The sequence below is a fragment of the Pseudomonas frederiksbergensis genome, assembly GCF_900105495.1.
GTDB classification, from domain to species: domain Bacteria; phylum Pseudomonadota; class Gammaproteobacteria; order Pseudomonadales; family Pseudomonadaceae; genus Aquipseudomonas; species Aquipseudomonas frederiksbergensis.
The window spans coordinates 5542707-5566331 of record NZ_FNTF01000002.1 but is presented as its reverse complement, the minus strand read 5'-3'; the positions used below and the strand labels follow the sequence as shown (position 1 = coordinate 5566331).

Sequence of the window (23625 nt, the reverse complement as noted above, 5' to 3'; positions counted from 1 at the left end):
AGCGGGCTTGCTCGCGAAGGCGGCATCCAATTCAACACAAATCCCGACCTTACCCAGCCTTGCGCAACGCCTCGATCAACTCCTGCTTGCGCATGCTCGACCGTCCCGGAATCTTCTTCGCCCGGGCTTCTTTCATCAAGCTGTCGACGGTCTGGGTTTCGCGCGAAGCCTTGCTGTTACGCGAATGACCCTCACGGCTGGCCACCGCACGACGAGCTGATTCCTGGCGATCTTCGGCCTTGGCACTCGCCAGTTTCTTGCGTCCGGACCCACCTTTGCGCTCACCGCCACCCGACTGCTTGTTGACGGTCGCCCAGGCCCGGGCTTCGGCTTCTTCTTTCGAGACACCTTTGTTCTCGTAGCTTTCTTCGATGTGTTCGGCCTTGCGTTTCTGCTCGGCGGTGTATTTGTCTTTGCTTCCACGAGGCATGGGATTTCTCCTGCTGCTTGTAGAGTCTGTCAAACGGTCGCAGCCGCGCACGACTGCGATCTGATTCGTCTTGCTAAACGTCCAGCTTGCGGGCCACTTCAACCCCTGCGGCACTAAGCTTGATCGGTAGATTCAAAGAATGCTCACCCTCTTCGTTGCAGATCACATGACCATGCTGGATCAATCCACGATCCTGCAGCGTGGCGAGGGTGCTGGCCACGACTCTCTCCCCCCGGTAATTGTCCAGGACCTCCTTGCCCAAACCGTTTGGATGGGCATGCAGCAGACGGGTCAGGACTTCTTTCTCAAGGTTTTTATCAACGTTCATGGTTACCTCTTGATGGGTGTGGATAGGTCCATTTAATAGAGTCCTTACCTGAGTTGGTCCGCCCCCGATTTGGATTGGTGCCTGATGAACGACGAACGGTCTAGGCCTGCTGCAACACTTTGCGGGTAACGGCTCGGCGCCAGGCCAGCCGGCCGACGCTGATCAGCCAATTCAGTACAGCAACCGCCAACACCGTGAGCAACAGCGTCGCCATCCCCTGTTCCACGATGATTTTCCCGGCCAGCAACGGAAAGCCAAACACGCCGATAAAGTAGGACAGGCTGAACAGCAGCAAGGATTGCGCGGTGGTGCCGTTCGGCGTCTCGTTGGCCGCCAGGCCGTTGATCACCGAATAGGTCAGCCCGTAACCGACCCCGAGCATCACCGCCGCCAGCACGTAGCTGAATCCGTCGTCGACGACAAACCCGAACATCAGGATCGAACCCATCATCAAGCCCGACAGCAGGCAGGACGCCCGGAACGGGTCGCGCTTGACCACGAAACCGCCGATCAGCATGCGGCTGCTGATCGCAGCGCCCATGAAACCGAGGAAGAACAGTGAATAGTCGAGTGAACGCGCGGCAGCGTAGCTGGTTTGAAAACTCGACAGACCGCCGAAAACGCAACCGCCAAGCCCGACCATGATGATCGGGAATACCGCTTTGGACGACAGCACTTGCGCCGCTGCCCGCCAGGAAATTCGCGACACCGCTGCCGAGTGGGCCGGCGCTTTTTTCAGCTGCGAATCCAACCGCCAGAACAGTAATACGCCGATCAGGCTGGCCAGTGCCGCGAGGTAAAACGCCGCGGTCACCGGATACCCGAGGGCACTGGCGGCGCGGCCTAACAAGGGGCCGCTGCCGATCCCGGTCATCATGCTGCCCGACAACAGCGCAAAGTATTTCGCGCGTTGGGCAGGCGTTACCAGACTCGCCACGATGATCGGCCCGAGGGTGTAGAACACGCCCCAACCCAGCCCCAGCAATAGCCCGAAAAACAACAGCAGATTGCCGAAGCCTGGCGCCAGGGCAAAGCCCAGGCTGGCGGCCACCAGCAGAATGCCGAACAGCGCAATCGAGCGCGCCGCGCCGAGCAAATCGGACAAGTGGCCGGAGACGATCACCGCTGCAAACGTACTGAGCATCGCCGCCGAAATCACACTGCCGGCATCGTGCTCGTTACCGCCGCGGGCACCGATCAACAGCGACAGCAAAAAGGTCGAGCCATAGGACAGCGACAGCAAATAGCTGGCCAGGCAAAACAGGCCGAACAACCTGCTTGAGACTTGGGGTGTTGCGCTAGGCATGACGCGGTTCCTTGACCCGATAGAAGAGAGCTTCATCTATCTATCACGCAAGGCGTCGATGTTAGGTCTGAGGTTATTGATTTCAGGGTTAGTGTTGGCCGGAGTAAGGCCTTCAGCAGACGCCGATTTCTTCCTTGAACAACACCATGAACCCCTTCAACCGCTCATGACGAATCCGCGCCAGAGTTTGGCCGGTGGTCGTCTGGAACCCATCCGCCAGGTGCAGCAGTTTGGTCTGGAAATGGTCGAGGCAAAAACGTTTGTCATCGTATTCCCGGTCCTTCGCCTCGGGATCCTCTGGGTCGTACAAAGCGCTACCCATACGTCCGGCGATGTAAAAGGTCCGCGCCACGCCGAGCATGCCGAGGGAATCGAGGCGGTCGGCGTCCTGGATGATTTTCGCTTCGAGCGTGGTTGGCGCGATGTTGGCGGAAAAACTGTGCGCTTCGATGGCATGGGCAACTGCGCTGATTTTTGCGCCAGGCCAGGCCATGTCCGCCAACCATTTCGATGCCTTTTTGGCGGCCAGCCGGGACGCCTGAGAACGCAGCGGCGAATTCTTCTCTACCGCCACGCAATCATGCAAAAGCACGGCCGCGAGCAGCACCTCAAGATCGCCACCTTCTTCAGCGTGAAGCGTACGCACGTTGTGCCAGACCCGCTGCAAGTGCGAAAGATCATGGGCACCATCTTCCGACGGCTCCAGCGCGTGGGGCAGCAGTTGTGCAGCGAGAAGTTGCAGTGGCGCGAAAGCATCAGTGTTCATAAACATCCTGTTAAGCAGCGACATAACCCTGTAGCAGCTGGCGAAGCCTGCGTTCGGCTGCGTAGCAGTCGTGAAATCAGACGATGCGGTGTTACAGGAAAACTGCGTGTTCAGGTTTCACGACTGCTACGCAGCCGAACGCAGGCTTCGCCAGCTGCTACACATGCTCCTTGGATCAGCTTTGAATTTCCAGTGTGACGAGCGCCGCTCGCGGACTTAGTATGGCGTTTTCAACTTTTGACGAAGGCACGTCCATGACGATCGAGATCCGCCCGGCGACCCCGAGCGATGCACCGCAAATCCTCGGGTTCATCACCGAACTGGCCGACTACGAACGTGCCCGCCACGAAGTCATCGCCAGCGTCGCCGACATCGAGCGCAGCCTGTTCAGCGAAGGCGCCACCGCCCATGGCCTGATTTGCCTGCGCGACGGCTTGCCGATTGGCTTCGCGGTGTTCTTCTTCAGCTATTCCACGTGGCTCGGCAGCAACTGCCTTTACCTCGAAGACCTCTACATCACCCCTGATCAGCGTGGCGGCGGCGCCGGTAAAACCTTGCTGCGTCACCTGGCGAAAATCGCCTGCGCCAATGATTGCGGTCGGTTCGAGTGGAGCGTGCTGGACTGGAATAAACCGGCGATCGAGTTCTACAAATCCTTGGGTGCGCAGCCGCAGGAAGAGTGGGTTCGGTATCGGATGGATGGGGCGGTGTTGCGGGAGTTTGCCGAGGGCAATTGATCGTACGCAACATCCTTTAAAGATCGCCGCCTTCGGCAACTCCTACACCTATTTGTAGGAGCTGCCGAAGGCGGCGATCTTTTTTTGATCTCATCTCAATATATGGGACCTATATTTATATATTGAGATTTAAGCGCGTCCGGGTTTATAGTCCAGCTCACTCACTGCCAATAAACAAAACAGGTGAAGCGATGCTGGCGCAATTGATCGCGCTCGATTGGGGGACAACCTCATTACGTGCTTACAAACTCGCCGCGGGTGGCCAGGTGCTCGAACAGCGTTCGCTGTCTTCGGGGATCATGCAGCTGCCCAGGACGCCGCGAATGATCGCGGGTCGGGAATGTGCCGACGGTTTTGAACTGGCCTTCGATGAGGCTTGCGGTGACTGGCTCGACGCGCAGCCCGATTTGCCGGTGATCGCTTGCGGCATGGTCGGCAGCGCACAAGGCTGGCGTGAAGCGGCTTACTGCGATACGCCGGCGAACGTCGCCAATCTCGGAATCTCCCTACAAACGGTTCGCAGTCTTCGCGGTGTCGATGTGCACATCGTGCCGGGCGTGATTCAGCGTTCGCGTTTGCCCAACGTGATGCGCGGCGAAGAAACCCAGGTGCTTGGCGTGCTGCACAATCTACCGGCCGAGGCGGGTAGTGATCTGTTGATCGGCCTGCCGGGCAGTCATTCGAAATGGGTGGAAGTGGCCGACGGCTGCATCGTGCATTTCGATACCTTCATGACCGGCGAAGTCTTCGCCGTGCTCAGCGAACACAGCATTTTGGGGCGCACCCAGCAAAAGGGCGCGTCCTTCGATGGGCAAGCCTTTGATCGTGGTGTGCAGGTGGCGCTGTCGGCGGATGGCGAGATCGGGCCGTTGTCGACATTGTTCAGTGCCCGCAGCCTTGGGTTGACTGGCGAACTCAGCGCCACCGCCCAACCGGATTACTTGTCCGGCCTGTTGATCGGCCATGAATTGTCAGCGTTGGCGACGGTTCAGCGCCGCCGACGCAACAGCGTTCATCTGCCTTCGATCGTCCTCATCGGTAATGCCCAACTCTGTGCCCGCTACAGCCGGGCGCTCGAGGCCTGTGGTTTTACCCGGGTGACCCTGGCCGAGCAAGCCACCGAACGCGGCTTGTGGCAGTTGGCGGTTGCCGCCGGACTGATCACACCCAACCCATCCCGTTAAACCTGACTGGAGGTCTGACATGCTCAAGCAAGCATTGGCGCAAAACGGTCTGATCGCGATTTTGCGTGGCCTGCGCCCGCAAGAAGCGGCAGCCATCGGCGAAGTCCTTTACGCCGCCGGATTTCGCGTCATCGAAGTGCCGCTTAATTCCCCTGAGCCGTACGAAAGTATCCGCATCCTGCGCAGTACCTTGCCCGCCGATTGCCTGATCGGTGCCGGCACAGTGTTGACGCCGGAGCAGGTCGAGCAAGTGAAAGCCGCGGGCGGTCAGGTGATCGTCATGCCGCACAGCGATGCCAAGGTGTTGCGCGCAGCGAAAGCGGCGGGGTTGTTCCTGTCGCCGGGCGTGGCGACGCCGACCGAAGCCTTTGCTGCATTGGCCGAAGGGGCGGATGTGCTGAAGATGTTCCCGGCCGAACAAATGGGCCCCGCCGTTGTGAAAGCCTGGCTGGCGGTATTGCCGGCAGGGACGGCGCTGGTGCCGGTCGGCGGGATCACGCCGGACAACATGCAAGTGTTTATCGAGGCTGGCGTCAAAGGTTTCGGCCTCGGTTCCGGGTTGTTCAAACCGGGCATGACGCCAGAGGAAGTGGCGGTAAATGCCAAGGCCTACGTGGCTGCCTGGAAAGCCCTTCGCTAAGACTTTTTGGCGCTGCGAGCGCTGCATCTAATAAGAGAGGCAATAGATGAAAATCACCAAACTCACCACCTTTATCGTTCCGCCGCGTTGGTGCTTCCTCAAGGTCGAAACCGACGAGGGCGTAACCGGCTGGGGTGAACCCGTAGTCGAAGGCCGCGCTCACACCGTCGCCGCCGCCGTTGAAGAATTGTCTGACTACCTGATCGGCAAAGACCCACGCAACATCGAAGACATCTGGACCGTACTCTACCGCGGCGGCTTCTACCGGGGCGGCGCGATCCACATGAGTGCGCTGGCCGGTATCGATCAGGCGTTGTGGGACATCAAGGGCAAGGCTCTGGGTGTGTCGGTCAGTGATCTGTTGGGCGGTCAGGTGCGGGACAAGATTCGCGTCTATTCGTGGATCGGCGGCGACCGCCCGGCGGACACCGCTCGTGCGGCGAAAGAAGCCGTCGAACGTGGTTTCACTGCGGTGAAAATGAACGGCACCGAAGAACTGCAATTCCTCGATTCCTTCGAGAAAGTCGACCTGGCCCTGGCCAACGTCGCCGCCGTGCGCGATGCGGTGGGCCCGAACGTCGGCATCGGCGTCGACTTCCATGGCCGGGTGCACAAGCCCATGGCCAAGGTGCTGATGAAGGAACTCGACCCGTACAAACTGATGTTTATCGAAGAGCCGGTGCTCAGCGAAAACTACGAAGCGCTGAAAGAATTGGCGCCGCTGACCAGCACCCCGATTGCCCTCGGCGAGCGGCTGTTCTCGCGCTGGGATTTCAAGCGTGTGCTCAGCGAAGGTTATGTCGACATCATTCAACCGGATGCGTCTCATGCCGGCGGCATCACCGAAACCCGCAAGATCGCCAACATGGCCGAAGCCTACGACGTGGCGCTGGCGCTGCATTGCCCGTTGGGCCCGATTGCACTGGCGGCGTGTTTGCAGCTGGATGCGGTTTGCTACAACGCGTTCATCCAGGAACAGAGCCTGGGCATTCATTACAACGAGAGCAATGACCTGTTGGATTACGTCAAGGATCCGCGGGTGTTCGACTACGACAAAGGCTTCGTGAAAATCCCCAATGGCCCGGGCCTGGGGATCGAGATCAACGAGGAATACGTCATCGAACGTGCGGCCGTCGGCCACCGCTGGCGCAACCCGATCTGGCGCCATGCCGATGGCAGTTTTGCCGAGTGGTGATGCCCTCTCGATGATCGTTCCCACGCTCCGCGTGGGAATGCAGCCAGGGACGCTCCGCGTCCCAAGAGCGGACGCAGAGCGTCCGGTGAGGCATTTCCACGCAGAGCGGGGGAACGATCACATCCAAGCTTTTCATCGACCTCAATAAACATAAGAAGAGGCATTCCTCATGCAACCGCAAACCCTCACCGGGCAGGCGTCGTTGGTGACGCCCAGTCGCAAGCGTTTTTTCATCATGGTGCTGCTGTTCATCACCGTGGTGATCAACTACCTGGACCGCAGCAACCTGTCCATCGCCGCCCCGGCACTCACCAGCGAACTGGGCATCGATCCGATCCACGTCGGGCTGATCTTCTCGGCATTCGGCTGGACCTACGCCGCCATGCAAATCCCCGGCGGCTGGCTGGTGGATCGGGTTCCACCACGGATTCTTTACAGCGTCGCATTGCTGCTGTGGTCGATCGCCACAGTGATGCTCGGCTTCGCCGGCAGCTTCATCGCACTGTTCGTGTTGCGCATGGCAGTCGGTGCACTGGAAGCGCCGGCGTACCCGATCAACAGCCGCGTGGTCACTACCTGGTTCCCCGAGCGCGAACGCGCCACGGCTATTGGTTTCTATACCTCCGGGCAGTTCGTCGGCCTGGCATTCCTGACGCCGGTATTAGCCTGGTTGCAGCATCAATATGGCTGGCACATGGTATTCGTCAGCACCGGTGCGGTGGGCATTCTCTGGGCAGTGATCTGGTACGCGGTGTATCGCGAGCCGCGGGATTTCAAAGGGGCCAATGACGCCGAAATCGAGCTGATCCGCGAGGGCGGCGGGCTGGTGGATATCCAGGCTGAACAAGCCAAAGTCAAAGCCAAATTCAGCTGGATCGACCTCGGCATCGTGCTGACCAAGCGCAAGCTCTGGGGCATCTACCTCGGCCAGTTCTGCCTCAACTCGACGTTGTGGTTTTTTCTGACGTGGTTCCCGACCTACCTGGTGAAATATCGCGGCATGGACTTCATCAAGTCCGGCCTGTTGGCGTCGCTGCCGTTTCTCGCCGCTTTCGTCGGAGTGCTCTGTTCGGGGTTCTTCTCCGACTGGCTGATCCGTCGCGGCTATACCGTGGGTTTCGCCCGCAAGTTGCCGATCATTGGCGGCCTGCTGATTTCCACTTCGATCATCGGCGCCAACTTCGTTGAGTCGACACCGCTGGTGATTGCCTTCCTCGCGTTGGCGTTCTTCGGTAACGGGTTGGCTTCGATCACCTGGTCGCTGGTGTCAACGTTGGCCCCGGCGCGCTTACTCGGGTTGACCGGTGGGGTGTTCAATTTCATCGGCAACCTGTCGGCGATTACCACGCCGATCGTCATCGGTTTCCTGGCTACCGGTGATTCGTTCGCTCCGGCGATCACCTATATCTCGGTTCTGGCATTGATTGGCGCGCTTTCCTACATCTTGCTGGTCGGCAAAGTCGAGCGTATCAAGTTGTAGTGGCGGCATGCGGGCGACCATAATGCCGCCCGTTCACTCGCTCAACGGTAAAGGCTGGATATGCAGGAAGACGCCCCAAAAATCGCCAAGGACGCCGCCCCGACCGGCACCCAGACACTGCTTCGTGGTTTGGGTGTGGTTCAGGCCGTGGCCAGCGGTGCCCGCGATCTCAAGGAGATCGCCCGGCTGATCGGCACCACGCGCAGCACCACTCATCGACTGGCCAGCTGCCTGGTGGACGAGCGATATCTGCGCGTGGTGCCGCAAGTTGGTTATCTGTTGGGACCAAAGTTGATCGAGCTGGGCTTCCAGGCGCGTGAAGAATTGCCGCTGGTCACATTGGCCGGGCCGTATCTGGATGAGTTGTCAGCGTTGACCGGCGACACCATTCACCTGGCGATTCGTGAAGGCGACGAAGTGCTGTACCTGCATAAGAATCCGGGGCGCAATGGCCCGGAAATGCGTTCGCGGGTCGGCCATCGCATGCCGTTGGCGCGCACCGGGATCGGCAAGGCGCTGATGCTCGACGACACGCAGGAAGAATGGCAACGGCTGTACGAAATCAGCTTGCCGGTGGGAGGGAAAAATCAGTTCTGGCCGCAGCACCCGGAGCAATCCTGGGAGCAGTTTCAGCAGCGCATGGTCGAGTATGTGGCGGGCGGTTACGCCTTCGATCTGGAAGATAACGAACCGTCGATCCGCTGTGTGGCGGCGCCGATTCGTGATGCCAGCAAGCGCATCGTTGCCGGCATCAGCATCGCCAGCACCGTGCCTTATATGCCGCTGGAAAAAATGGCCGAGCTGATTCCCCTGATCAAAGGGGTCACGGCTCGGCTGTCGGCGGAGCTTGGCTTGAAGGTTTAAATCTTCAGTGTCGCCATGTCGATCACGAAGCGGTACTTCACGTCACCGGCAATCATGCGGGTGTAAGCCTCGTTGATTTGGCGGATGTCGAGCATTTCGATGTCGCAGGTAATGCCGTGTTCGGCGCAGAAATCCAGCACTTCCTGGGTTTCGGCGATGCCGCCGATCAGGGAGCCGGCCAATACGCGACGGCTCATCACCAGTTTGCCGGCGTGGACCGGTGGATCGACCGGCTCGATCAAGCCCACCAGAATGTGCACGCCGTCGAAACGCAACGTATCGAGGTAGGGATTGAGGTCGTGCTGCACCGGAATGGTGTCCAGCAGGAAGTCGAAATGTCCTGCGGCGGCTTTCATCTGTTCGGCATCGGTGGACACGATCACGTGGTCCGCACCCTGGCGACGACCTTCCTCAGCCTTGCTCACCGAGCGGGTGAACAGCGTGACTTCGGCGCCCATCGCCTTGGCGAACTTGATGCCCATGTGGCCGAGGCCGCCCATGCCGAGAATCCCGACCTTGTCGCCCGCCTTCACGCCGTAGTGCTTGAGCGGCGAATAGGTGGTGATGCCGGCACACAGGATCGGCGCAGCGCTGGCCGGGTCGAGTTTTTCCGGGATGCGCACGACGAAATGTTCGCTGACCACGATGCTGTCGGAATAGCCGCCCATGGTGTTGCTGCCATCGACGCGGTCCGGGGTGGCATAGGTCATGGTCGGACCTTCGAGACAGTATTGCTCGAGGTTCGACTGGCAGGCTTCGCAGCTGCGGCAGGAATCAACCATGCAGCCGACGCCAACCAGATCGCCGACTTTATGTTGGGTCACGTTCGCACCGACGGCGGTAACTTTGCCTACGATCTCGTGGCCGGGCATCAGTGGATAAACGGCAATGCCCCACTCGTTGCGTGCCTGATGGATGTCGGAATGGCAGACGCCGCAGTAGAGAATGTCGATCGCAACGTCGTCGGCCCGCGGGCTGCGGCGCTCGAATTTTACGGGGGCGAGGGGAGTGGTGGCCGACTGGGCGGCGTATCCGATGGCGGTGTACATGGTGAACCTCGCAAAAGCTGTGACGGGTGAGGTGGCGCATTTTGGGCGCCGCACCGGCCACCGGCCATGGCGAATCCTCCGGGTGTCATGCCTAATCCTCCGGCATCAGCCTTCGACGGGTCGCATTGGCCATCAGACCTGCGATGATGCTTTCATCCCTGTTTTCGCGACTTTTTTGTGAAGAGCTCTCATGTTGTTGACCCGTCATCTGGATGCCAATGCCACGCTGGTTTCGCTGATTCAGCCTTTGACCAATCGCGACGGTTTCGCGCCCACGGCGTTGCCGGGTGTGCAGGTTTTACGCGCCAGTTGTGATGTGGCTCGCGGCCCGCAGATTTACGAACCGAGTCTGGTCATCATCGCCCAGGGCAGCAAACTGGCGTATCTGGGGCCGCGTACGCTGGAGTACGGCGCCGGGCATTATTTGATTCAGGCATTGCCGGTACCTTTTGAGTGCGAAACGTTTTCGGCGCCAGATGGACCGATGCTAGGGGTTTCCATTGCCATTGACCGGGTGTTGCTCGGTGAGTTGGTCTTGGCCATGGGGCTGGCGCCGGGGCGTAGCATTGCGGCGCAAACGCCAGCGTCCATGACCTCGGCGGTACTCGACGATGCGATGCGTGGTTGTGTTGAACGACTGCTGCGTTGCCTGCACGATCCGCTGGAATGCCAGGTCATGGGGCAGGCGCGATTGCGCGAGTTGTTGTTCGTCGCCTTGCGCGGGCCGCAAGCCGATGTGCTGCGGGCGCTGGTCGAGCAGCAGGGGCAGTTCGCCCGGATCGCGGCGTCGCTCAGCCATCTGCATGCGCATTACACCGAACCGCTGAACGTCGAAACCCTGGCCAGTTGCGCGAACATGAGTGCGTCGACCTTTCACGAGCATTTCAAACGCAGCACATTGTTGTCGCCGGTGCAGTACTTGAAGCGTTTACGTTTGCTCAAGGCGCAGCAGTTGTTGCTATCCGAGGGGCTGGGTGTGGCGCAGGTGGCGCATCGGGTCGGGTATCAAAGTACGTCGCAGTTCAGTCGCGAGTACAAGCGCTACTTCGAGCGTAATCCCGGTGACGAACGCGCCGCTTAAGTTGGCGATGATCCCCCTTGTAGGAGTGAGCCTGCTCGCGATTGCTGTGGGTCAGTCGACATCTTCTTTGGATGACTCACCGCAATCGCGAGCAGGCTCACTCCTACAGGGGGATTGTGGTGTGGGGTAAATGGCGGACAACAAAAAGGCCCCCATTTCGGGAGCCTTGATGTTCAGCGATTCGACTTACATGTTCGGGTAAGTCGGGCCGCCAGAGCCTTCCGGTGCGACCCAGGTGATGTTCTGTGCAGGGTCCTTGATGTCGCAGGTCTTGCAGTGAACACAGTTCTGGGCGTTGATCTGGAAGCGCTTCTCGCCGTCTTCCTTGGTCACCACTTCGTACACGCCGGCCGGGCAGTAACGCTGGGCAGGCTCATCGTACAGCGGCAGATTCTTGGCGATCGGGATGCTCGGATCGGTCAGCTTCAGGTGGCACGGCTGCTCTTCTTCATGGTTGGTACCCGAGATGAACACCGAACTGAGTTTGTCGAAGCTGATCTTGCCGTCCGGTTTCGGGTAGTCGATCTTCTTGCAGTCGGCCGCCAGCTTGAGGCAAGCGTAATCCGGCTTGGTGTCGTGCAAGGTGAACGGCAGTTTGCCGCCAAAGATGTTCTGGTCGAGCCAGTTGAAACCGCCGCCGACGATGGCGCCGAACTTGTGGATCGCCGGGCCGAAGTTGCGGCTGGCGAACAGTTCGTCGTAGAGCCAGCTCTTCTTGAACGCGTCGACGTAGGTGGTCAGCTCTTCGGTGCCGTCTTTTTCAGCAAACAGCGCTTCGGCCACGGATTCAGCGGCGAGCATGCCGGACTTCATCGCGGTGTGGCTGCCTTTGATCTTGGCGAAGTTCAGGGTGCCGAGGTCGCAACCAATCAGCGCGCCGCCCTTGAAGACCATTTTCGGCAGCGAGTTCAGGCCGCCTTTGCAGATGGCGCGAGCGCCGTAGCTGATGCGCTTGCCGCCTTCCAGGTACTGCTTGAGCACCGGGTGATGTTTGAGGCGCTGGAACTCGTCGAACGGCGACAGGAAGGTGTTGCTGTAGGAAAGATCGACGATCAGGCCGACTACAACCTGGTTGTTTTCCAGGTGATAGAGGAACGAGCCACCGGTGTTCTCGGTGCCCATGATGTCCAGCGGCCAACCGGCGGTGTGCACCACCAGACCTGGTTGATGCTTGGCCGGGTCGATTTCCCAGATTTCTTTCAGGCCGATGCCGTAATGCTGGGCGTCGGCTTCGCTGTCGAGATTGAAGCGCTTGATCAGTTGCTTGCCGATATGGCCGCGGCAACCTTCGGCAAACAGCGTGTACTTGCCACGCAGTTCCATGCCCGGGGTATACAGGCCTTCCTTCGGGTTGCCTTCGCGGTCAACGCCCAGATCGCCGGTGATAATCCCGCGAACCACGCCGTTCTCGTCGAACAGTGCTTCCTGGGCGGCGAAGCCTGGGTAGATTTCCACGCCCAGGTTCTCGGCCTGTTGGGCCAGCCAGCGGCACAGGTTGCCCAGGGAGATGATGTAGTTGCCTTCGTTGTGCATGGTCTTGGGCACAAAGAGGTCAGGAATCTTCTGCGCGCTGTCGGCGTTCTTGAGAACGAAGATGTCGTCGCGGGTGACTGGCGTATTCAGCGGGGCGCCGAGTTCTTTCCAGTCAGGGAACAATTCGTTCAGGGCGCGTGGTTCGAACACGGCGCCGGACAGGATGTGAGCACCGACTTCGGAGCCTTTTTCGACCACGCAGACGCTGATTTCCTTACCGGCTTCGGCGGCCTTCTGCTTCAAGCGGCAGGCGGCGGAAAGACCAGCGGGGCCGGCACCGACGATGACGACGTCGAATTCCATGTATTCGCGTTCCACAGGTTATCTCCTACTCAAGGCTCAACAGTTTTTTTTCTAATTGGAGGTTTGGTGTCGCATCCATGAATTCCTGCGCAATGCAGGAAGAGGACAATCGATGAGCCACCTTTCTCTCTAAGGTGGCGCATTATATCTACACCACTCCTAGCGTCCAATACAAACGTTTGTTTGAATCGGCTCAAAGCCAGAGAAATCAAAGTCACGCGGCTTATGACTGGCCATTTTGCCGTATTGACCGGAATAGGCGTTCCGGTCAAGATACGGTCGGTTTTGCGCTCGCCGTAGGCTGACTGTTGGTTTCAAGAGCACCTCTAAAGACAGGGCGATGGCAGTACAAGGTGATGCGCAGCGCAGGTTCCGGCGCGCAGTTTACACGCCACGATATTGAATGACTCGTCAGTCACCACTGACGAACGGTCATCTTCATCGTGAGCGCTTGTCACTTGACAGCTTTGCCAGCGTTTTTAGAGGTGCCCTTGCGCCGATGAGCATCAAACCGCCAGGTTCGCCTAGGCGACTTTCTTTTCACCGGAGAGTAACGAGGAATCCATGAAGGTTCTTGTAGCTGTCAAACGCGTTGTGGACTACAACGTCAAGGTTCGCGTCAAGGCGGACAATTCCGGCGTCGATCTCGCCAACGTCAAGATGTCGATGAACCCGTTCTGCGAAATCGCAGTGGAAGAAGCCGTACGCCTGAAAGAGAAAGGTGTTGCGACTGAAATCGTCGTCGTCTCCATCGGCCCGTCCACCGCTCAAGAGCAACTGCGCACCGCGCTGGCTCTGGGTGCCGACCGCGCCATCCTCGTCGAATCCGCTGAAGACCTGACTTCCCTGGCCGTTGCCAAGCTGCTCAAGGCTGTTGTCGACAAGGAACAGCCTCAGCTGGTGATCCTTGGCAAACAGGCTATCGACAGCGACAACAACCAGACCGGCCAGATGCTTGCGGCACTGAGCGGCTACGGTCAGGGCACGTTCGCGTCCAAAGTCGAAATCAGCGGCGACAGCGTTGCCGTGACTCGTGAAGTCGACGGCGGCGCGCAGACGGTTTCCCTGAAACTGCCGGCCATCGTCACCACCGACCTGCGTTTGAACGAGCCGCGCTACGCGTCCCTGCCAAACATCATGAAAGCCAAGAAGAAGCCTCTCGAAGTGCTGACTCCGGACGCTTTGGGCGTTTCCACCGCCTCCACCAACAAGACACTGAAAGTCGAAGCGCCGGCTGCACGCAGCGCGGGTATCAAGGTCAAGTCGGTGGCTGAACTGGTCGAGAAACTGAAAAACGAAGCGAAGGTAATCTAAATGACTATCTTGGTTATTGCTGAACACGACAACAAAGTGTTGGCCCCGGCCACGCTGAACACCGTCGCTGCCGCCGTTAAAATCGGTGGTGACATCCACGTTCTGGTTGCAGGTCAGGGCGCTGGCGCCGTGGCTGAAGCAGCGGCGAAAATCGCTGGTGTGAGCAAAGTCCTGTCAGCTGACAATGCCGCTTACGCGCATCAGCTGCCGGAAAACGTCGCGCCGCTGGTGGCCGAGTTGGGTAAGAGCTACAGCCACATCCTGGCTGCCGCTACTTCCAACGGCAAAAACATCCTGCCGCGCGTTGCCGCTGCACTGGACGTTGACCAGATCTCCGAGATCATCTCGGTCGAAAGCGCTGACACTTTCAAGCGCCCGATCTATGCCGGTAACGCCATCGCCACCGTTCAATCGAACGCTGCGGTCAAAGTGATCACCGTGCGTGCTACCGGTTTCGACCCGGTTGCTGCTGAAGGTGGATCGGCTTCGGTTGAAGCCGTTGCAGCTGCTCACGATGCGGGTATTTCCAGCTTCGTCGGCGAAGAATTGGCCAAGTCCGATCGTCCGGAACTGACCGCTGCCAAGATCGTCGTTTCCGGCGGCCGCGGCATGCAGAACGGCGACAACTTCAAACACCTGTACGCCCTGGCCGACAAGCTGGGCGCTGCCGTCGGTGCTTCGCGCGCCGCGGTCGACGCAGGTTTCGTACCGAACGACATGCAGGTCGGTCAGACCGGCAAGATCGTTGCGCCACAGCTGTACATCGCCGTCGGTATCTCCGGCGCGATCCAGCACCTGGCCGGCATGAAAGACTCCAAAGTGATCGTTGCGATCAACAAGGACGAAGAAGCGCCGATCTTCCAGGTGGCCGATTACGGCCTGGTGGCAGACCTGTTCGAAGCAATCCCTGAGTTCGAGAAGCTGGTCTAATCCAGCGGCCTGACTTATAAAGAGCCCGACCTTTTGGTCGGGCTTTTTTTTTGTTCCGGATTTGAGTGGGAGAGTGTCGCCATGGATCTGCGCCGCGTTTACGGCTGGTCATTGCTGCTGGGGCTGACGGTATTGCCGGCGTTGTCCGTCGCTGCGGGCAAGTGCGAGCGTCTGGTGGTGACTGGCAGCCCGGACGCGCCGCCGTACCTGTGGCAAGACCCGCAAAACCCCAAGCATCTGATCGGCGCCAGTGCTGATCTGTTGCAGCAAGTGGCGGGGGAGTTGGGGATCAAGGTCGAATTGCTTTACGCCGGCAAACGTTCCCAGGCCCTGGATGAAGTGCGCAGTGGGCGAATGGACATGCTGGCGGATGCGTCATTGACGGTCAGCGAACTGGACACTCTGGATTACATTCATCCTCCATTACTGGAAAACGATTACCTGGTCTGGACCCGCAAAGACTCGACGCTGGTCTACAACGAAGCGCAGGACCTTCACGGTCATCCCGGCGCATTGTCGGAAAAGTCTCGTATGACACCGGCATTTGGCGTGTTCGCCGAGCAGCAATTGACCCTCGCACGTACGCCTAACCTCACCCAGGCCTTTCAGAAATTGCTGCTGGGTGAGGTGGAATTTGTCCTCGCCGGACGCTACTCGGGCCTGACGGCTGCGCAGACGCTTAATCTGGCCAATGACCTGATCGCCCGTCCACAACCGATCGACAAACCCGGTCTGTTCCTCGCGGTTTCCCACAACTCCGCCTGCAACGATCCGTGGTTGCGCGGACAGCTGGCCAAAAAGATGACAGAATTGCCCGCGTCCGGACTGACGGAAGCCGTGCTGCAACGCAACATCGAGCGCTGGAAGGCGCAGCTCTCACAGCCGCAGCAACCACCTGTCAGTACCCCAAAACAGTAGGGATTTTTAGTGAGTATCCGACCTTTTTTCGCTGCCCTGGCCGTTCTGGCCCTGGCGGGTTGTGCAGCCGATCCGGCGCCGAATGAACAAATGCGCCTGACCGAACGGGCACTAGAGCAGGCCAAGGCCGTGGGCGCCACCGCCGCCGACGTGCCGGAAATGAAACTGGCCGAAGACAAGTTCACCCGCGCCAAGGGCAGCATGAACGACCAATCCTTCAAGAACGCGCGCATGCGGGCCGAGCAGGCCGAGCTGGACGCGCGTCTGGCCGAAGCCCGGGTTCTGACCCTCAAGAGCGAGGAACAGTTGAACGTGCTCAACACCCGCATCACTCGCCTGCGCAAGCAACTGGGAGATGCCCAATGAGCCTCAAGACCAAAGCCTTGGGCGGTTTGATCCTGGCAGGCTGCGTCAGCCTCTATGGTTGTGCCGGTCAGCACAGCGAGGCCGCGTTGCAGCAGGCCAGTACCGACTTCCAGAAGGTCAAGGAAGATTCCAACGTGCTGCGAATCGCGCCCAAGGAAGTGATTCGCGCCGGTGAGTCGCTGGCCCGAGCCGATCGTCTGTCCAGCTATTGGGGCAGCGGATCGGACGTGCTGCATTACGCTTACCTGAGTGAACGCTATAGCGAAATCGCGCGCGAACACACCAATCAGGTGCTCAACGAAGAACGTGCGGCGAAGCTTGAACTGGAGCGTCAGCGTCTGCAGCTGGCCCTGCGCGAGTCCAAACTGCTTAGCGTGCAACAGCAGGGCAAGTGGCTCGAAGAACAGATTGTTGCACTGGCGACCACTCAGACTGACCGCGGCCTGGTGATGACGTTGGGCGATGTGCTGTTCGACACGGGCGAAGCGGAGTTGAAAAACTCGGCGAACCGCGTGGTGTTGAAGATCGTGCAGTTCCTGCAGCTCAACCCCAAGCGCGTAGTGCGCATCGAAGGTTATGCCGACAGCACCGGTGGCAAGCAGGAAAATCTCAAGCTGTCCCGTGACCGTGCGCAATCGGTGGCAGACGTGCTGATGGATTTGGGTATCGACGATAAACGCATTCAGGTCGAAGGTTACGGTGATGAATATCCGGTCGACGTGAACGCCTCCGAGCGGGGACGTGCACAGAACCGTCGGGTAGAAATTGTGTTTTCTGACGAAAAAGGCCAGCTCGGCGCTGCCCGGTAGGAATCTGTGATCTTTTGATCTTGCCCCTGACACTCAATGGGCCTGGAAAGATCGCAGCCTCGTTTCACTCGACAGCTGCTACAACCCGGCCTGCCCGTCAGCGCCGGGTTTTTTTACGCCTGCTGATCAACGCCAAAAAACAGTACAGTTTTTGCTGACACTGCACTGTACGGTCGACTATTGTGGCAACTGTCCCAGTACACTTCTAAACTGTTCCGGTATTGTTTCACACAAGAATAAAATGCCCGTGAAATCGAGTGCTGCGTCATGACCAATCTCTTGCTCTACCAACGTATTGCTCAGCAACTGGCCGAAGACATCCGCCGTGGCGTCTATCAACCGGGGGAGCGCGTGCCATCGGTGCGCAAGATGAGCTCGCAGCTCAATGTCAGCCATGCGACGGTGTTGCAGGCTTACGCCAACCTCGAGGATCAGGGGCTGATCCGCGCCCGGCCGCAGTCCGGTTACTACGTGCACCAGACCCCGGCCCTGACCGCGCCGACACCGGACATCGCCCGGGTCGAGCGTCCAGGTCTGGTCACCCGCAGCAGCATCATCCAACAAGTCCTGGTCGAATCCCGCCGCGAGGGTGTGTTTCCCTTGGGCGCGGCGGTACCGAGCGTTGATTACCTGCCGGTGCGGGCGCTGCATCAGCAACTGGCCAAAGTTACCCGTTTCCATAGCCCGCGGGCGTTCAGCTATATGTTCAGCCCGGGTTTCGAACCGTTGCGCCGACAGGTGGCGATTCGCATGCGCGATGCCGGCGTGGTGGTCGATCCGTCGGAAGTGGTGATTACCCACGGCTGCGTTGATGCCTTGCAGATGTCTCTGCGCGTATTAACCCGGCCGGGCGATTTGATCGCCGCCGAGTCGCCAACCTATTACGGTTTGTTGCAACTGGCTGACCTGCTGGGCCTCAAGGTCATCGAGATTCCGAGCGATCCGGCCACCGGCATGAGCCTCGAAGCTTTGCAACTGGCGGCCAACCAGTGGTCGATCAAGGCACTCGTGCTGACCACTCGTCTGAGCAATCCATTGGGCGGCACCATGCCCGAAGAGCGGCAGAAACAACTGCTGCGCCTGGCCTCGGATTTCGATATCCAGATTGTCGAGGACGATATCTACGGCGAACTGATGTTCGAGCAGGGGCGCACCAAATCACTTAAAGCCTACGATCGGCTGGATCGGGTGATCTATTGCTCCAGCTTCTCCAAAACTCTGTCGCCCGGTGTGCGGATCGGCTGGATGATTGCCGGCAAGTACCAGCAGGAAATCCAGCGTTTGCAGACCTTCAGTACCCACTCGGCTTGCAGCGTCACCCAAATGGGCATCGCGGCTTATCTGGAAAATGGTGGTTACGACCGGCATTTGCGCTACATCCGTCAGGAGTACCGCAAGAACCTCAGCGCATTCCAGCTGGCGGTACAGCAATATTTTCCGGAAGGCACGCAGATGACCCGGCCGACCGGCGGCTTCATTCTGTGGGTCAGCCTGCCGGGGCGGGTCAACACGCAAGAGCTGCACGTTCGTGCGTTGCAGCAGGGCATCAGCATCGCGCCGGGGCTGATTTTCAGTAACACCGAGCAGTTCAACCACTGCATTCGGCTGAACTGCGGCACACCCTGGAACCGTGAAGCCGAACGTGCATTGATGACCCTGGGCATGCTCGCCACCCAGCTCTGTCAGGAAATGGTCGGCGGCTTTTGAGGGGGCGGGCAGGATATTCCTGCCCGAGCTTGTCATGTCGCGTACAACAGGCGAGCATATGGCTCCTGCCGTTTGCCCCGTTGGGTCCATGAAGCCGATTTTCCCCGCCGTATGGCTATCGATCTGCCTGCTGATGACCTTCCAGGCCGAAGGTGTATTGGCGGCTTCCGTTCAAGAAAAACCGGCAGCCAGCGCCACGTCGAAAAAACCGGCAACGGTCAAGAAAGCCGCGCCGGTCAAAAAGAAAGCGGCCAAGGCAACAAAGCGACCGCCAATTGCATCCAAGTCCAAAACCGCCAGTGAGATCGCGAAAACCAAGCTGCCTTCGGCCGACCTGGATTTAAGCCTGCCCGAAGACATGGCCGAGGAGCTGAAACCGATCGGTACGGTAGAGTTGCCACGGCACGATGCAGTATTGCCGCAAATGTTCAGTGACAAGGCAGGCCCGTTTCAGCTCAACGGGAGGCTGATCAGCAACGAAATGCAGTTGCAACTGCGCAACGAAGAGCGTCATGAGGTCGAAGGCGCAGCCCTGGAATTCGAGTTCAAGCGATAATTTCTTTCCGTCCGTGACCTGTTGGCCAGACGCTTTGTCGGAGACTGGTCAGTCACGCTCGTTAAAGCGAAAAACCCCGGCCCAGACAATTTTAAACAAGCGTTTTAGCGGTTACTCTGTGCCACGTCATTTAACACATCACCCGTCGAGGAGCTCGTCGTCATGAAATGCCGTGAAGGCTGTGGCGCCTGTTGCATTGCCCCTTCCATCAGTTCACCGATCCCCGGCATGCCTAATGGCAAGCCCGCGGGAGAACGTTGCGTACAACTCTCTGTCGATAACCTGTGCGGCATTTTCGGCAAACCGGAACGTCCAGCAGTGTGTTCGGCGTTCGAAGCCGACGTCGAAGTCTGCGGGAGCAGCAGTGACGAAGCGATCAAATTGCTGGGGTGGTGGGAGGAAATGACGGCGGCGTGATGTGTTCAACGAACGGATTTTCAACAATAAGGAATAAGACTATGGGTTCGCTGCAACGTATGGCTGTGCTGTGTGGTTTAACGGTTTTTCTGGCTTCCACGGCCGCTCAGGCAGAAGACTGGAAAGTCGCCAAGAACGAAGACGGCATCAAGGTTTCCTTGAGTGAAGTGGCTGGCTCCGATTACAAGGCTTACCAGGGCGTCACCCTGATGAAGACCACCATGGCCAAACTGCGCGCGTTGCAGGAAGACGTGCCTGGCGCTTGTGCCTGGATTCACGACTGCAAGACTCAGAAATTGCTTAAGCATGAGGGCAATCAGAGCTGGACCTACACTCAGTTCAATACGCCTTGGCCGGTTACCGCGCGTGACTCGGTGTTGCATGTCACCACCACCGAAGGCGCCGATGGCAGTCTGACTCGCAAACTTGAAGGTGTGCCGACGTACCTTCCTGAAGAAAAAGGCTTTGTGCGGGTGACCAAGATTGATGGGTTCTGGAAGTTTGTGCCCAAGGGCGATCAGATTGAAGTGACTTATCAGGTGCATACCGAGCCGGGCGGTAGCATTCCGTCGATGGTTGCCAACAAGTTTGTGGTGGATGCGCCGTTTAATACCTTGAAAGCCCTGAAAGAACGCGCTGAGAAATAATTGCTCTTTTGATAAAACGCCCTGACTTGTTTGGGGCGTTTTCTATTTTGGTGGGGCGGTTTATTTAATCGGGGGCATATCCGTTTTTGCGGTAACGGCGGCTGGCGGTTCCGCCCTTACGGCGGGTCACTTGGAAAAGTCCCAAGTAACCAAGGGCTCTTGCCCCTTTCGGTCGGTGCCACGCCCAGGTTCGGCATGCCCTCGCTCCGGTCCTGCTCCGTGGGCCCCTGTTTCCTCAAAGCTTGCGCGTACATCTGATCATTCCCACGCTCTGCGTGGGAACGCCGCCGGGGACGCTCCGCATTTCGCTGTTGACGCAAGGCGTAAGTCCTGCGCACTGGTGACGCGGAGCGTCACGGGATGCATTCCCACGCAGAGCGTGGGAACGATCAAACTAACGGGCATTCGGAGCGGGAGACTTTATTTTGTATCCGAATATACGTTGCACGAAATTTTCACAACGTCTCCAAGACAATTCGCCCGCGCCAGGCATGCCGGACAGTAATCAATGGCAATGCCGCGTTTGATCGTGCAACATTTGCGCACCGCGCAAGCCCCGGGGCCGAGTACAGGCCAACAGAGGGCAAGGCGCCGCTGTATTTATTGAAACTTCAACTTCCAATGGGTCCTAAAACGACATGGCAAACCCGGACGCCCTGAGTCAGCAGCGAGCTTCTAGTCGCCTGCTGCAACCGACCGTCAAATCGCATCTGGCCTACACGCTGCTGTGTGCCCTGGTCATGATGGTCATGTTCAGCCTGTTGCGCGTTGCGCTGCTGGTTTACAACCGCGAGATGATCCTCGACACCCCGGCCTCGACCTTTCTCGAAGCGTTCGCCAACGGTCTGCGTTTCGACCTGCGCCTGGTGGTCTACCTCAGCATTCCATTGCTGCTGGCGCTGTTCAGCGCCCGGGCGATGTCCGCACGCGGATTCTTCCGGTTCTGGCTGACCATTGCCTCGAGCATCGCCCTGTTCCTCGGCCTGATGGAGATGGACTTCTACCGCGAGTTCCACCAGCGCCTCAACGGCTTGGTCTTCCAATATGTAAAAGAAGACCCGAAAACCGTGATGAGCATGCTCTGGTACGGTTTTCCGGTGGTTCGCTACCTGCTGGCCTGGGCCGTGGGCACGTTGATCCTGACCCTGGCATTCAAGGGCGCCGACCGCGCCACCCGGCCTCGTGGCCCCTTCAGCGGCGGCAGTATCGGTACGCGTAAGGTCGCCCCGTGGTATTCGCGCATCGCGGTGTTTGTCGTCTGCCTGCTGGTCTGCGTGGTCGCCGCTCGTGGCACCTTGCGCCAGGGCCCGCCAATGCGTTGGGGTGACGTCTACACCACCGATTCGAACTTCGCCAACCAGTTGGGCCTCAACGGTACTTTGTCGTTGGTCGCCGCGGCCAAGAGCCGGATGTCCGAAGATCGCGACAACATCTGGAAGGCCACCCTGCCACAGCCTGAAGCGCAGAAAGTGGTGCGTGACATGCTGGTGATGGCGGACGACAAACTGGTGGATGCCCAAACCGCAGCCGTGCGTCGCGATTACACGCCGCCGGCCGACAAGACCCTGCCGATCAAGAACGTCGTCGTGATCCTGATGGAAAGCATGGCCGGTCACTCGGTGGGCGCCTTGGGTGCACCGGGCAACATCACACCGTACCTCGACAAACTGTCGAAGGAAGGCCTGATGTTCGACCGCTTCTTCTCCAACGGCACCCATACCCACCAGGGTATGTTCGCCACCATGGCCTGCTTCCCGAACCTGCCGGGTTTCGAATACCTGATGCAGACGCCGGAAGGCAGCCACAAGCTGTCCGGCCTGCCGCAATTGCTCAGTGCCCGTGACTATGACGACGTGTACGTCTACAACGGCGACTTCGCCTGGGATAACCAGTCGGGTTTCTTCAGCAACCAGGGCATGACCAACTTCATTGGGCGCAACGACTTCGTGAACCCGGTGTTCTCCGATCCGACCTGGGGCGTGTCCGACCAGGACATGTTCGACCGAGGTCTGACTGAGCTCAAGGCGCGGGAAAACGGCAAGCCGTTCTATGCGCTGCTGCAAACCCTGTCCAACCACACGCCATACGCCTTGCCGACGCCATTGCCGGTTGAGCCCGTGACCGATCGCGGTAGCCTGAACGAGCATTTGACCGCCATGCGTTATGCGGACTGGGCGCTCGGCCAGTTCTTTGAAAAGGCCCGCAAGGAGCCGTATTTCAAGGAAACCCTGTTTGTGATCGTCGGCGACCACGGTTTTGGCAACGAGCGTCAGATCACCGAAATGGACCTGGGCCGCTTCAACGTACCGATGCTGATGATCGCACCGGGCATCCAGGAAAAGTTCGGCGAGCGGGACCATACCGTGGGCACGCAGATCGACATCGTGCCAACCATCATGGGCCGTATTGGTGGTGAAGTGCGTCATCAGTGCTGGGGCCGCGATTTGCTCAACCTGCCTGAAGGCGACACCGGTTTCGGTGTGATCAAGCCGTCGGGTAGCGAGCAGACCACCGCCATCATCACGGCAGATCAGATTCTGGTGCTGCCGAAGGAAAAGGAAATGGCGCCGAAAATGTACCAGTACGAACTGGGCGCCACCCCTCACGCCGAGATCGTTCCGGATGCGCCGCGTACCGCTGAGCTGAAGCTCAAGCTCGAAGCGTTCCTGCAAACGGCGACCAAAAGCCTGATCGACAACACCGCCGGTGTGGTTGACGGCACGCCGGACTAAGTCGTGATGCAATAAAAAGAGGCCCTTGAAAAGGGCCTCTTTTTTTTGCCTGTTAAACCTTTATATCTTGCCGAGCAACAGCAGGATCAACAGCACCACCAACACCACGCCGATGATACCCGACGGGCCATAACCCCAACTTCTGGAGTGTGGGAAGACCGGTAAGCCACCTATCAGCAGGAGGATCAGAATAATGATTAGAATTGTGCCCATATCTATTTCCTTGTTGGAAGTGTTCTGGAATTACCTGGCGTTTAACGGTCAGCCGGGCTGCTGTAAATCCGGGCTGCTTACAAAATCCGACTGTAGTGAATGAAAGAAAATTCCAAGTTT

General features: G+C 58.9%; 24 protein-coding genes. 17 read left to right on the top strand and 7 right to left on the bottom strand.

What is annotated here, in order from left to right; all coding sequences use genetic code 11:
- Positions 1-49: 49 nt before the first annotated feature.
- The 4 genes from BLW70_RS26170 to BLW70_RS26155 form a co-directional block, all read right to left on the bottom strand.
- Positions 50-430, bottom strand: a complete 381-nt coding sequence (locus tag BLW70_RS26170; RefSeq protein WP_074878948.1) for a Rho termination factor N-terminal domain-containing protein — start codon at positions 428-430, stop codon at positions 50-52.
- A gap of 73 nt (positions 431-503) precedes the next feature.
- The gene (locus BLW70_RS26165) at positions 504-758 is read right to left on the bottom strand and encodes a hypothetical protein (RefSeq protein ID WP_074878946.1); all 255 of its coding nucleotides are present in this window, start codon (positions 756-758) and stop codon (positions 504-506) included.
- A gap of 100 nt (positions 759-858) precedes the next feature.
- Positions 859-2064, bottom strand: coding sequence for an MFS transporter (locus tag BLW70_RS26160; RefSeq protein ID WP_074878944.1), 1206 nt, complete (start codon positions 2062-2064; stop codon positions 859-861).
- A 112-nt stretch (positions 2065-2176) separates the two neighbouring features.
- Entirely contained in the window at positions 2177-2830 is a 654-nt protein-coding gene (locus BLW70_RS26155) for an HD domain-containing protein (protein WP_074878942.1), read from the bottom strand.
- 254 nt (positions 2831-3084) lie between these two features.
- Between BLW70_RS26155 and BLW70_RS26150 the strand changes: the two genes are divergently transcribed.
- From BLW70_RS26150 to BLW70_RS26125, 6 genes are all read left to right on the top strand, one after another.
- Positions 3085-3567: a GNAT family N-acetyltransferase gene (locus BLW70_RS26150; protein ID WP_074878940.1), complete on the top strand. Its 483-nt coding sequence runs from the start codon at positions 3085-3087 to the stop codon at positions 3565-3567.
- Positions 3568-3758: 191 nt separating this feature from the next.
- Complete coding sequence (locus BLW70_RS26145) at positions 3759-4751, top strand: 2-dehydro-3-deoxygalactonokinase (protein WP_074878938.1); 993 nt, start codon at positions 3759-3761, stop codon at positions 4749-4751.
- Positions 4752-4770: 19 nt separating this feature from the next.
- Positions 4771-5391: a 2-dehydro-3-deoxy-6-phosphogalactonate aldolase gene (locus tag BLW70_RS26140; RefSeq protein WP_074878936.1), complete on the top strand. Its 621-nt coding sequence runs from the start codon at positions 4771-4773 to the stop codon at positions 5389-5391.
- Between the two features lie 46 nt (positions 5392-5437).
- Positions 5438-6586 (top strand): galactonate dehydratase, encoded by a 1149-nt coding sequence (gene dgoD, locus BLW70_RS26135; RefSeq protein WP_008152275.1) that lies wholly within the window; start codon positions 5438-5440, stop codon positions 6584-6586.
- A 169-nt stretch (positions 6587-6755) separates the two neighbouring features.
- Positions 6756-8066 (top strand): MFS transporter, encoded by a 1311-nt coding sequence (locus BLW70_RS26130; RefSeq protein ID WP_074878934.1) that lies wholly within the window; start codon positions 6756-6758, stop codon positions 8064-8066.
- A gap of 60 nt (positions 8067-8126) precedes the next feature.
- On the top strand, positions 8127-8930 hold the full coding sequence (locus BLW70_RS26125; RefSeq protein ID WP_074878932.1) for an IclR family transcriptional regulator: 804 nt from the start codon (positions 8127-8129) through the stop codon (positions 8928-8930).
- Here BLW70_RS26125 and BLW70_RS26120 read toward each other — a convergent pair.
- Complete coding sequence (locus BLW70_RS26120; protein WP_074878930.1) at positions 8927-9979, bottom strand: NAD(P)-dependent alcohol dehydrogenase; 1053 nt, start codon at positions 9977-9979, stop codon at positions 8927-8929. The two genes, BLW70_RS26125 and BLW70_RS26120, sit on opposite strands and share 4 nt — an antisense overlap.
- A 190-nt stretch (positions 9980-10169) precedes the next feature.
- Between BLW70_RS26120 and BLW70_RS26115 the strand changes: the two genes are divergently transcribed.
- Positions 10170-11060, top strand: coding sequence for an AraC family transcriptional regulator (locus tag BLW70_RS26115; protein ID WP_074878928.1), 891 nt, complete (start codon positions 10170-10172; stop codon positions 11058-11060).
- A 186-nt stretch (positions 11061-11246) separates the two neighbouring features.
- Here BLW70_RS26115 and BLW70_RS26110 read toward each other — a convergent pair whose 3' ends face one another.
- Entirely contained in the window at positions 11247-12911 is a 1665-nt protein-coding gene (locus BLW70_RS26110; protein ID WP_074878926.1) for an electron transfer flavoprotein-ubiquinone oxidoreductase, read from the bottom strand.
- 549 nt (positions 12912-13460) lie between these two features.
- Here BLW70_RS26110 and BLW70_RS26105 point away from each other — a divergent pair.
- The 10 genes from BLW70_RS26105 to BLW70_RS26060 all read left to right on the top strand — a co-directional run bounded on the left by BLW70_RS26105 (position 13461) and on the right by BLW70_RS26060 (position 23292).
- Positions 13461-14210, top strand: coding sequence for an electron transfer flavoprotein subunit beta/FixA family protein (locus tag BLW70_RS26105; RefSeq protein ID WP_074878924.1), 750 nt, complete (start codon positions 13461-13463; stop codon positions 14208-14210).
- Positions 14211-15140 (top strand): electron transfer flavoprotein subunit alpha/FixB family protein, encoded by a 930-nt coding sequence (locus tag BLW70_RS26100; RefSeq protein WP_074878922.1) that lies wholly within the window; start codon positions 14211-14213, stop codon positions 15138-15140.
- Between the two features lie 81 nt (positions 15141-15221).
- A complete protein-coding gene (locus tag BLW70_RS26095; protein ID WP_074878920.1) occupies positions 15222-16058 on the top strand; it encodes a substrate-binding periplasmic protein in 837 nt (278 codons plus the stop codon).
- Positions 16059-16067: 9 nt separating this feature from the next.
- Entirely contained in the window at positions 16068-16424 is a 357-nt protein-coding gene (locus tag BLW70_RS26090) for a DUF4398 domain-containing protein (RefSeq protein WP_074878918.1), read from the top strand.
- Positions 16421-17233, top strand: a complete 813-nt coding sequence (locus tag BLW70_RS26085) for an OmpA family protein (protein WP_074878916.1) — start codon at positions 16421-16423, stop codon at positions 17231-17233. The genes BLW70_RS26090 and BLW70_RS26085 overlap by 4 nt, the downstream gene beginning before the upstream one ends.
- Positions 17234-17500: 267 nt before the next feature.
- Positions 17501-18940: an aminotransferase-like domain-containing protein gene (locus tag BLW70_RS26080; protein ID WP_008146981.1), complete on the top strand. Its 1440-nt coding sequence runs from the start codon at positions 17501-17503 to the stop codon at positions 18938-18940.
- Positions 18941-19028: 88 nt separating this feature from the next.
- Positions 19029-19496 (top strand): translation initiation factor 2, encoded by a 468-nt coding sequence (locus BLW70_RS26075; protein ID WP_074878914.1) that lies wholly within the window; start codon positions 19029-19031, stop codon positions 19494-19496.
- Positions 19497-19658: 162 nt separating this feature from the next.
- Positions 19659-19913, top strand: a complete 255-nt coding sequence (locus BLW70_RS26070; RefSeq protein ID WP_074878912.1) for a YkgJ family cysteine cluster protein — start codon at positions 19659-19661, stop codon at positions 19911-19913.
- Between the two features lie 41 nt (positions 19914-19954).
- The gene (locus BLW70_RS26065) at positions 19955-20560 is read left to right on the top strand and encodes an START domain-containing protein (protein WP_074878910.1); all 606 of its coding nucleotides are present in this window, start codon (positions 19955-19957) and stop codon (positions 20558-20560) included.
- Positions 20561-21198: 638 nt separating this feature from the next.
- Entirely contained in the window at positions 21199-23292 is a 2094-nt protein-coding gene (locus BLW70_RS26060; protein WP_074878908.1) for an LTA synthase family protein, read from the top strand.
- Between the two features lie 60 nt (positions 23293-23352).
- Here the strand turns inward: BLW70_RS26060 and BLW70_RS26055 are convergent, their stop codons facing one another.
- The gene (locus tag BLW70_RS26055; RefSeq protein WP_173860449.1) at positions 23353-23511 is read right to left on the bottom strand and encodes a DUF3309 family protein; all 159 of its coding nucleotides are present in this window, start codon (positions 23509-23511) and stop codon (positions 23353-23355) included.
- Between the last annotated feature and the right edge of the window lie 114 nt (positions 23512-23625).

Coding starts and splice junctions, on each gene's coding strand:
- BLW70_RS26170 (WP_074878948.1), bottom strand. CDS start 430: ATGCCTCGTGGAAGCAAAGACAAATACACCGCCGAGCAGAAACGCAAG.
- BLW70_RS26165 (WP_074878946.1), bottom strand. CDS start 758: ATGAACGTTGATAAAAACCTTGAGAAAGAAGTCCTGACCCGTCTGCTG.
- BLW70_RS26160 (WP_074878944.1), bottom strand. CDS start 2,064: ATGCCTAGCGCAACACCCCAAGTCTCAAGCAGGTTGTTCGGCCTGTTT.
- BLW70_RS26155 (WP_074878942.1), bottom strand. CDS start 2,830: ATGAACACTGATGCTTTCGCGCCACTGCAACTTCTCGCTGCACAACTG.
- BLW70_RS26150 (WP_074878940.1), top strand. CDS start 3,085: ATGACGATCGAGATCCGCCCGGCGACCCCGAGCGATGCACCGCAAATC.
- BLW70_RS26145 (WP_074878938.1), top strand. CDS start 3,759: ATGCTGGCGCAATTGATCGCGCTCGATTGGGGGACAACCTCATTACGT.
- BLW70_RS26140 (WP_074878936.1), top strand. CDS start 4,771: ATGCTCAAGCAAGCATTGGCGCAAAACGGTCTGATCGCGATTTTGCGT.
- dgoD (WP_008152275.1), top strand. CDS start 5,438: ATGAAAATCACCAAACTCACCACCTTTATCGTTCCGCCGCGTTGGTGC.
- BLW70_RS26130 (WP_074878934.1), top strand. CDS start 6,756: ATGCAACCGCAAACCCTCACCGGGCAGGCGTCGTTGGTGACGCCCAGT.
- BLW70_RS26125 (WP_074878932.1), top strand. CDS start 8,127: ATGCAGGAAGACGCCCCAAAAATCGCCAAGGACGCCGCCCCGACCGGC.
- BLW70_RS26120 (WP_074878930.1), bottom strand. CDS start 9,979: ATGTACACCGCCATCGGATACGCCGCCCAGTCGGCCACCACTCCCCTC.
- BLW70_RS26115 (WP_074878928.1), top strand. CDS start 10,170: ATGTTGTTGACCCGTCATCTGGATGCCAATGCCACGCTGGTTTCGCTG.
- BLW70_RS26105 (WP_074878924.1), top strand. CDS start 13,461: ATGAAGGTTCTTGTAGCTGTCAAACGCGTTGTGGACTACAACGTCAAG.
- BLW70_RS26100 (WP_074878922.1), top strand. CDS start 14,211: ATGACTATCTTGGTTATTGCTGAACACGACAACAAAGTGTTGGCCCCG.
- BLW70_RS26095 (WP_074878920.1), top strand. CDS start 15,222: ATGGATCTGCGCCGCGTTTACGGCTGGTCATTGCTGCTGGGGCTGACG.
- BLW70_RS26085 (WP_074878916.1), top strand. CDS start 16,421: ATGAGCCTCAAGACCAAAGCCTTGGGCGGTTTGATCCTGGCAGGCTGC.
- BLW70_RS26080 (WP_008146981.1), top strand. CDS start 17,501: ATGACCAATCTCTTGCTCTACCAACGTATTGCTCAGCAACTGGCCGAA.
- BLW70_RS26075 (WP_074878914.1), top strand. CDS start 19,029: ATGAAGCCGATTTTCCCCGCCGTATGGCTATCGATCTGCCTGCTGATG.
- BLW70_RS26070 (WP_074878912.1), top strand. CDS start 19,659: ATGAAATGCCGTGAAGGCTGTGGCGCCTGTTGCATTGCCCCTTCCATC.
- BLW70_RS26065 (WP_074878910.1), top strand. CDS start 19,955: ATGGGTTCGCTGCAACGTATGGCTGTGCTGTGTGGTTTAACGGTTTTT.
- BLW70_RS26060 (WP_074878908.1), top strand. CDS start 21,199: ATGGCAAACCCGGACGCCCTGAGTCAGCAGCGAGCTTCTAGTCGCCTG.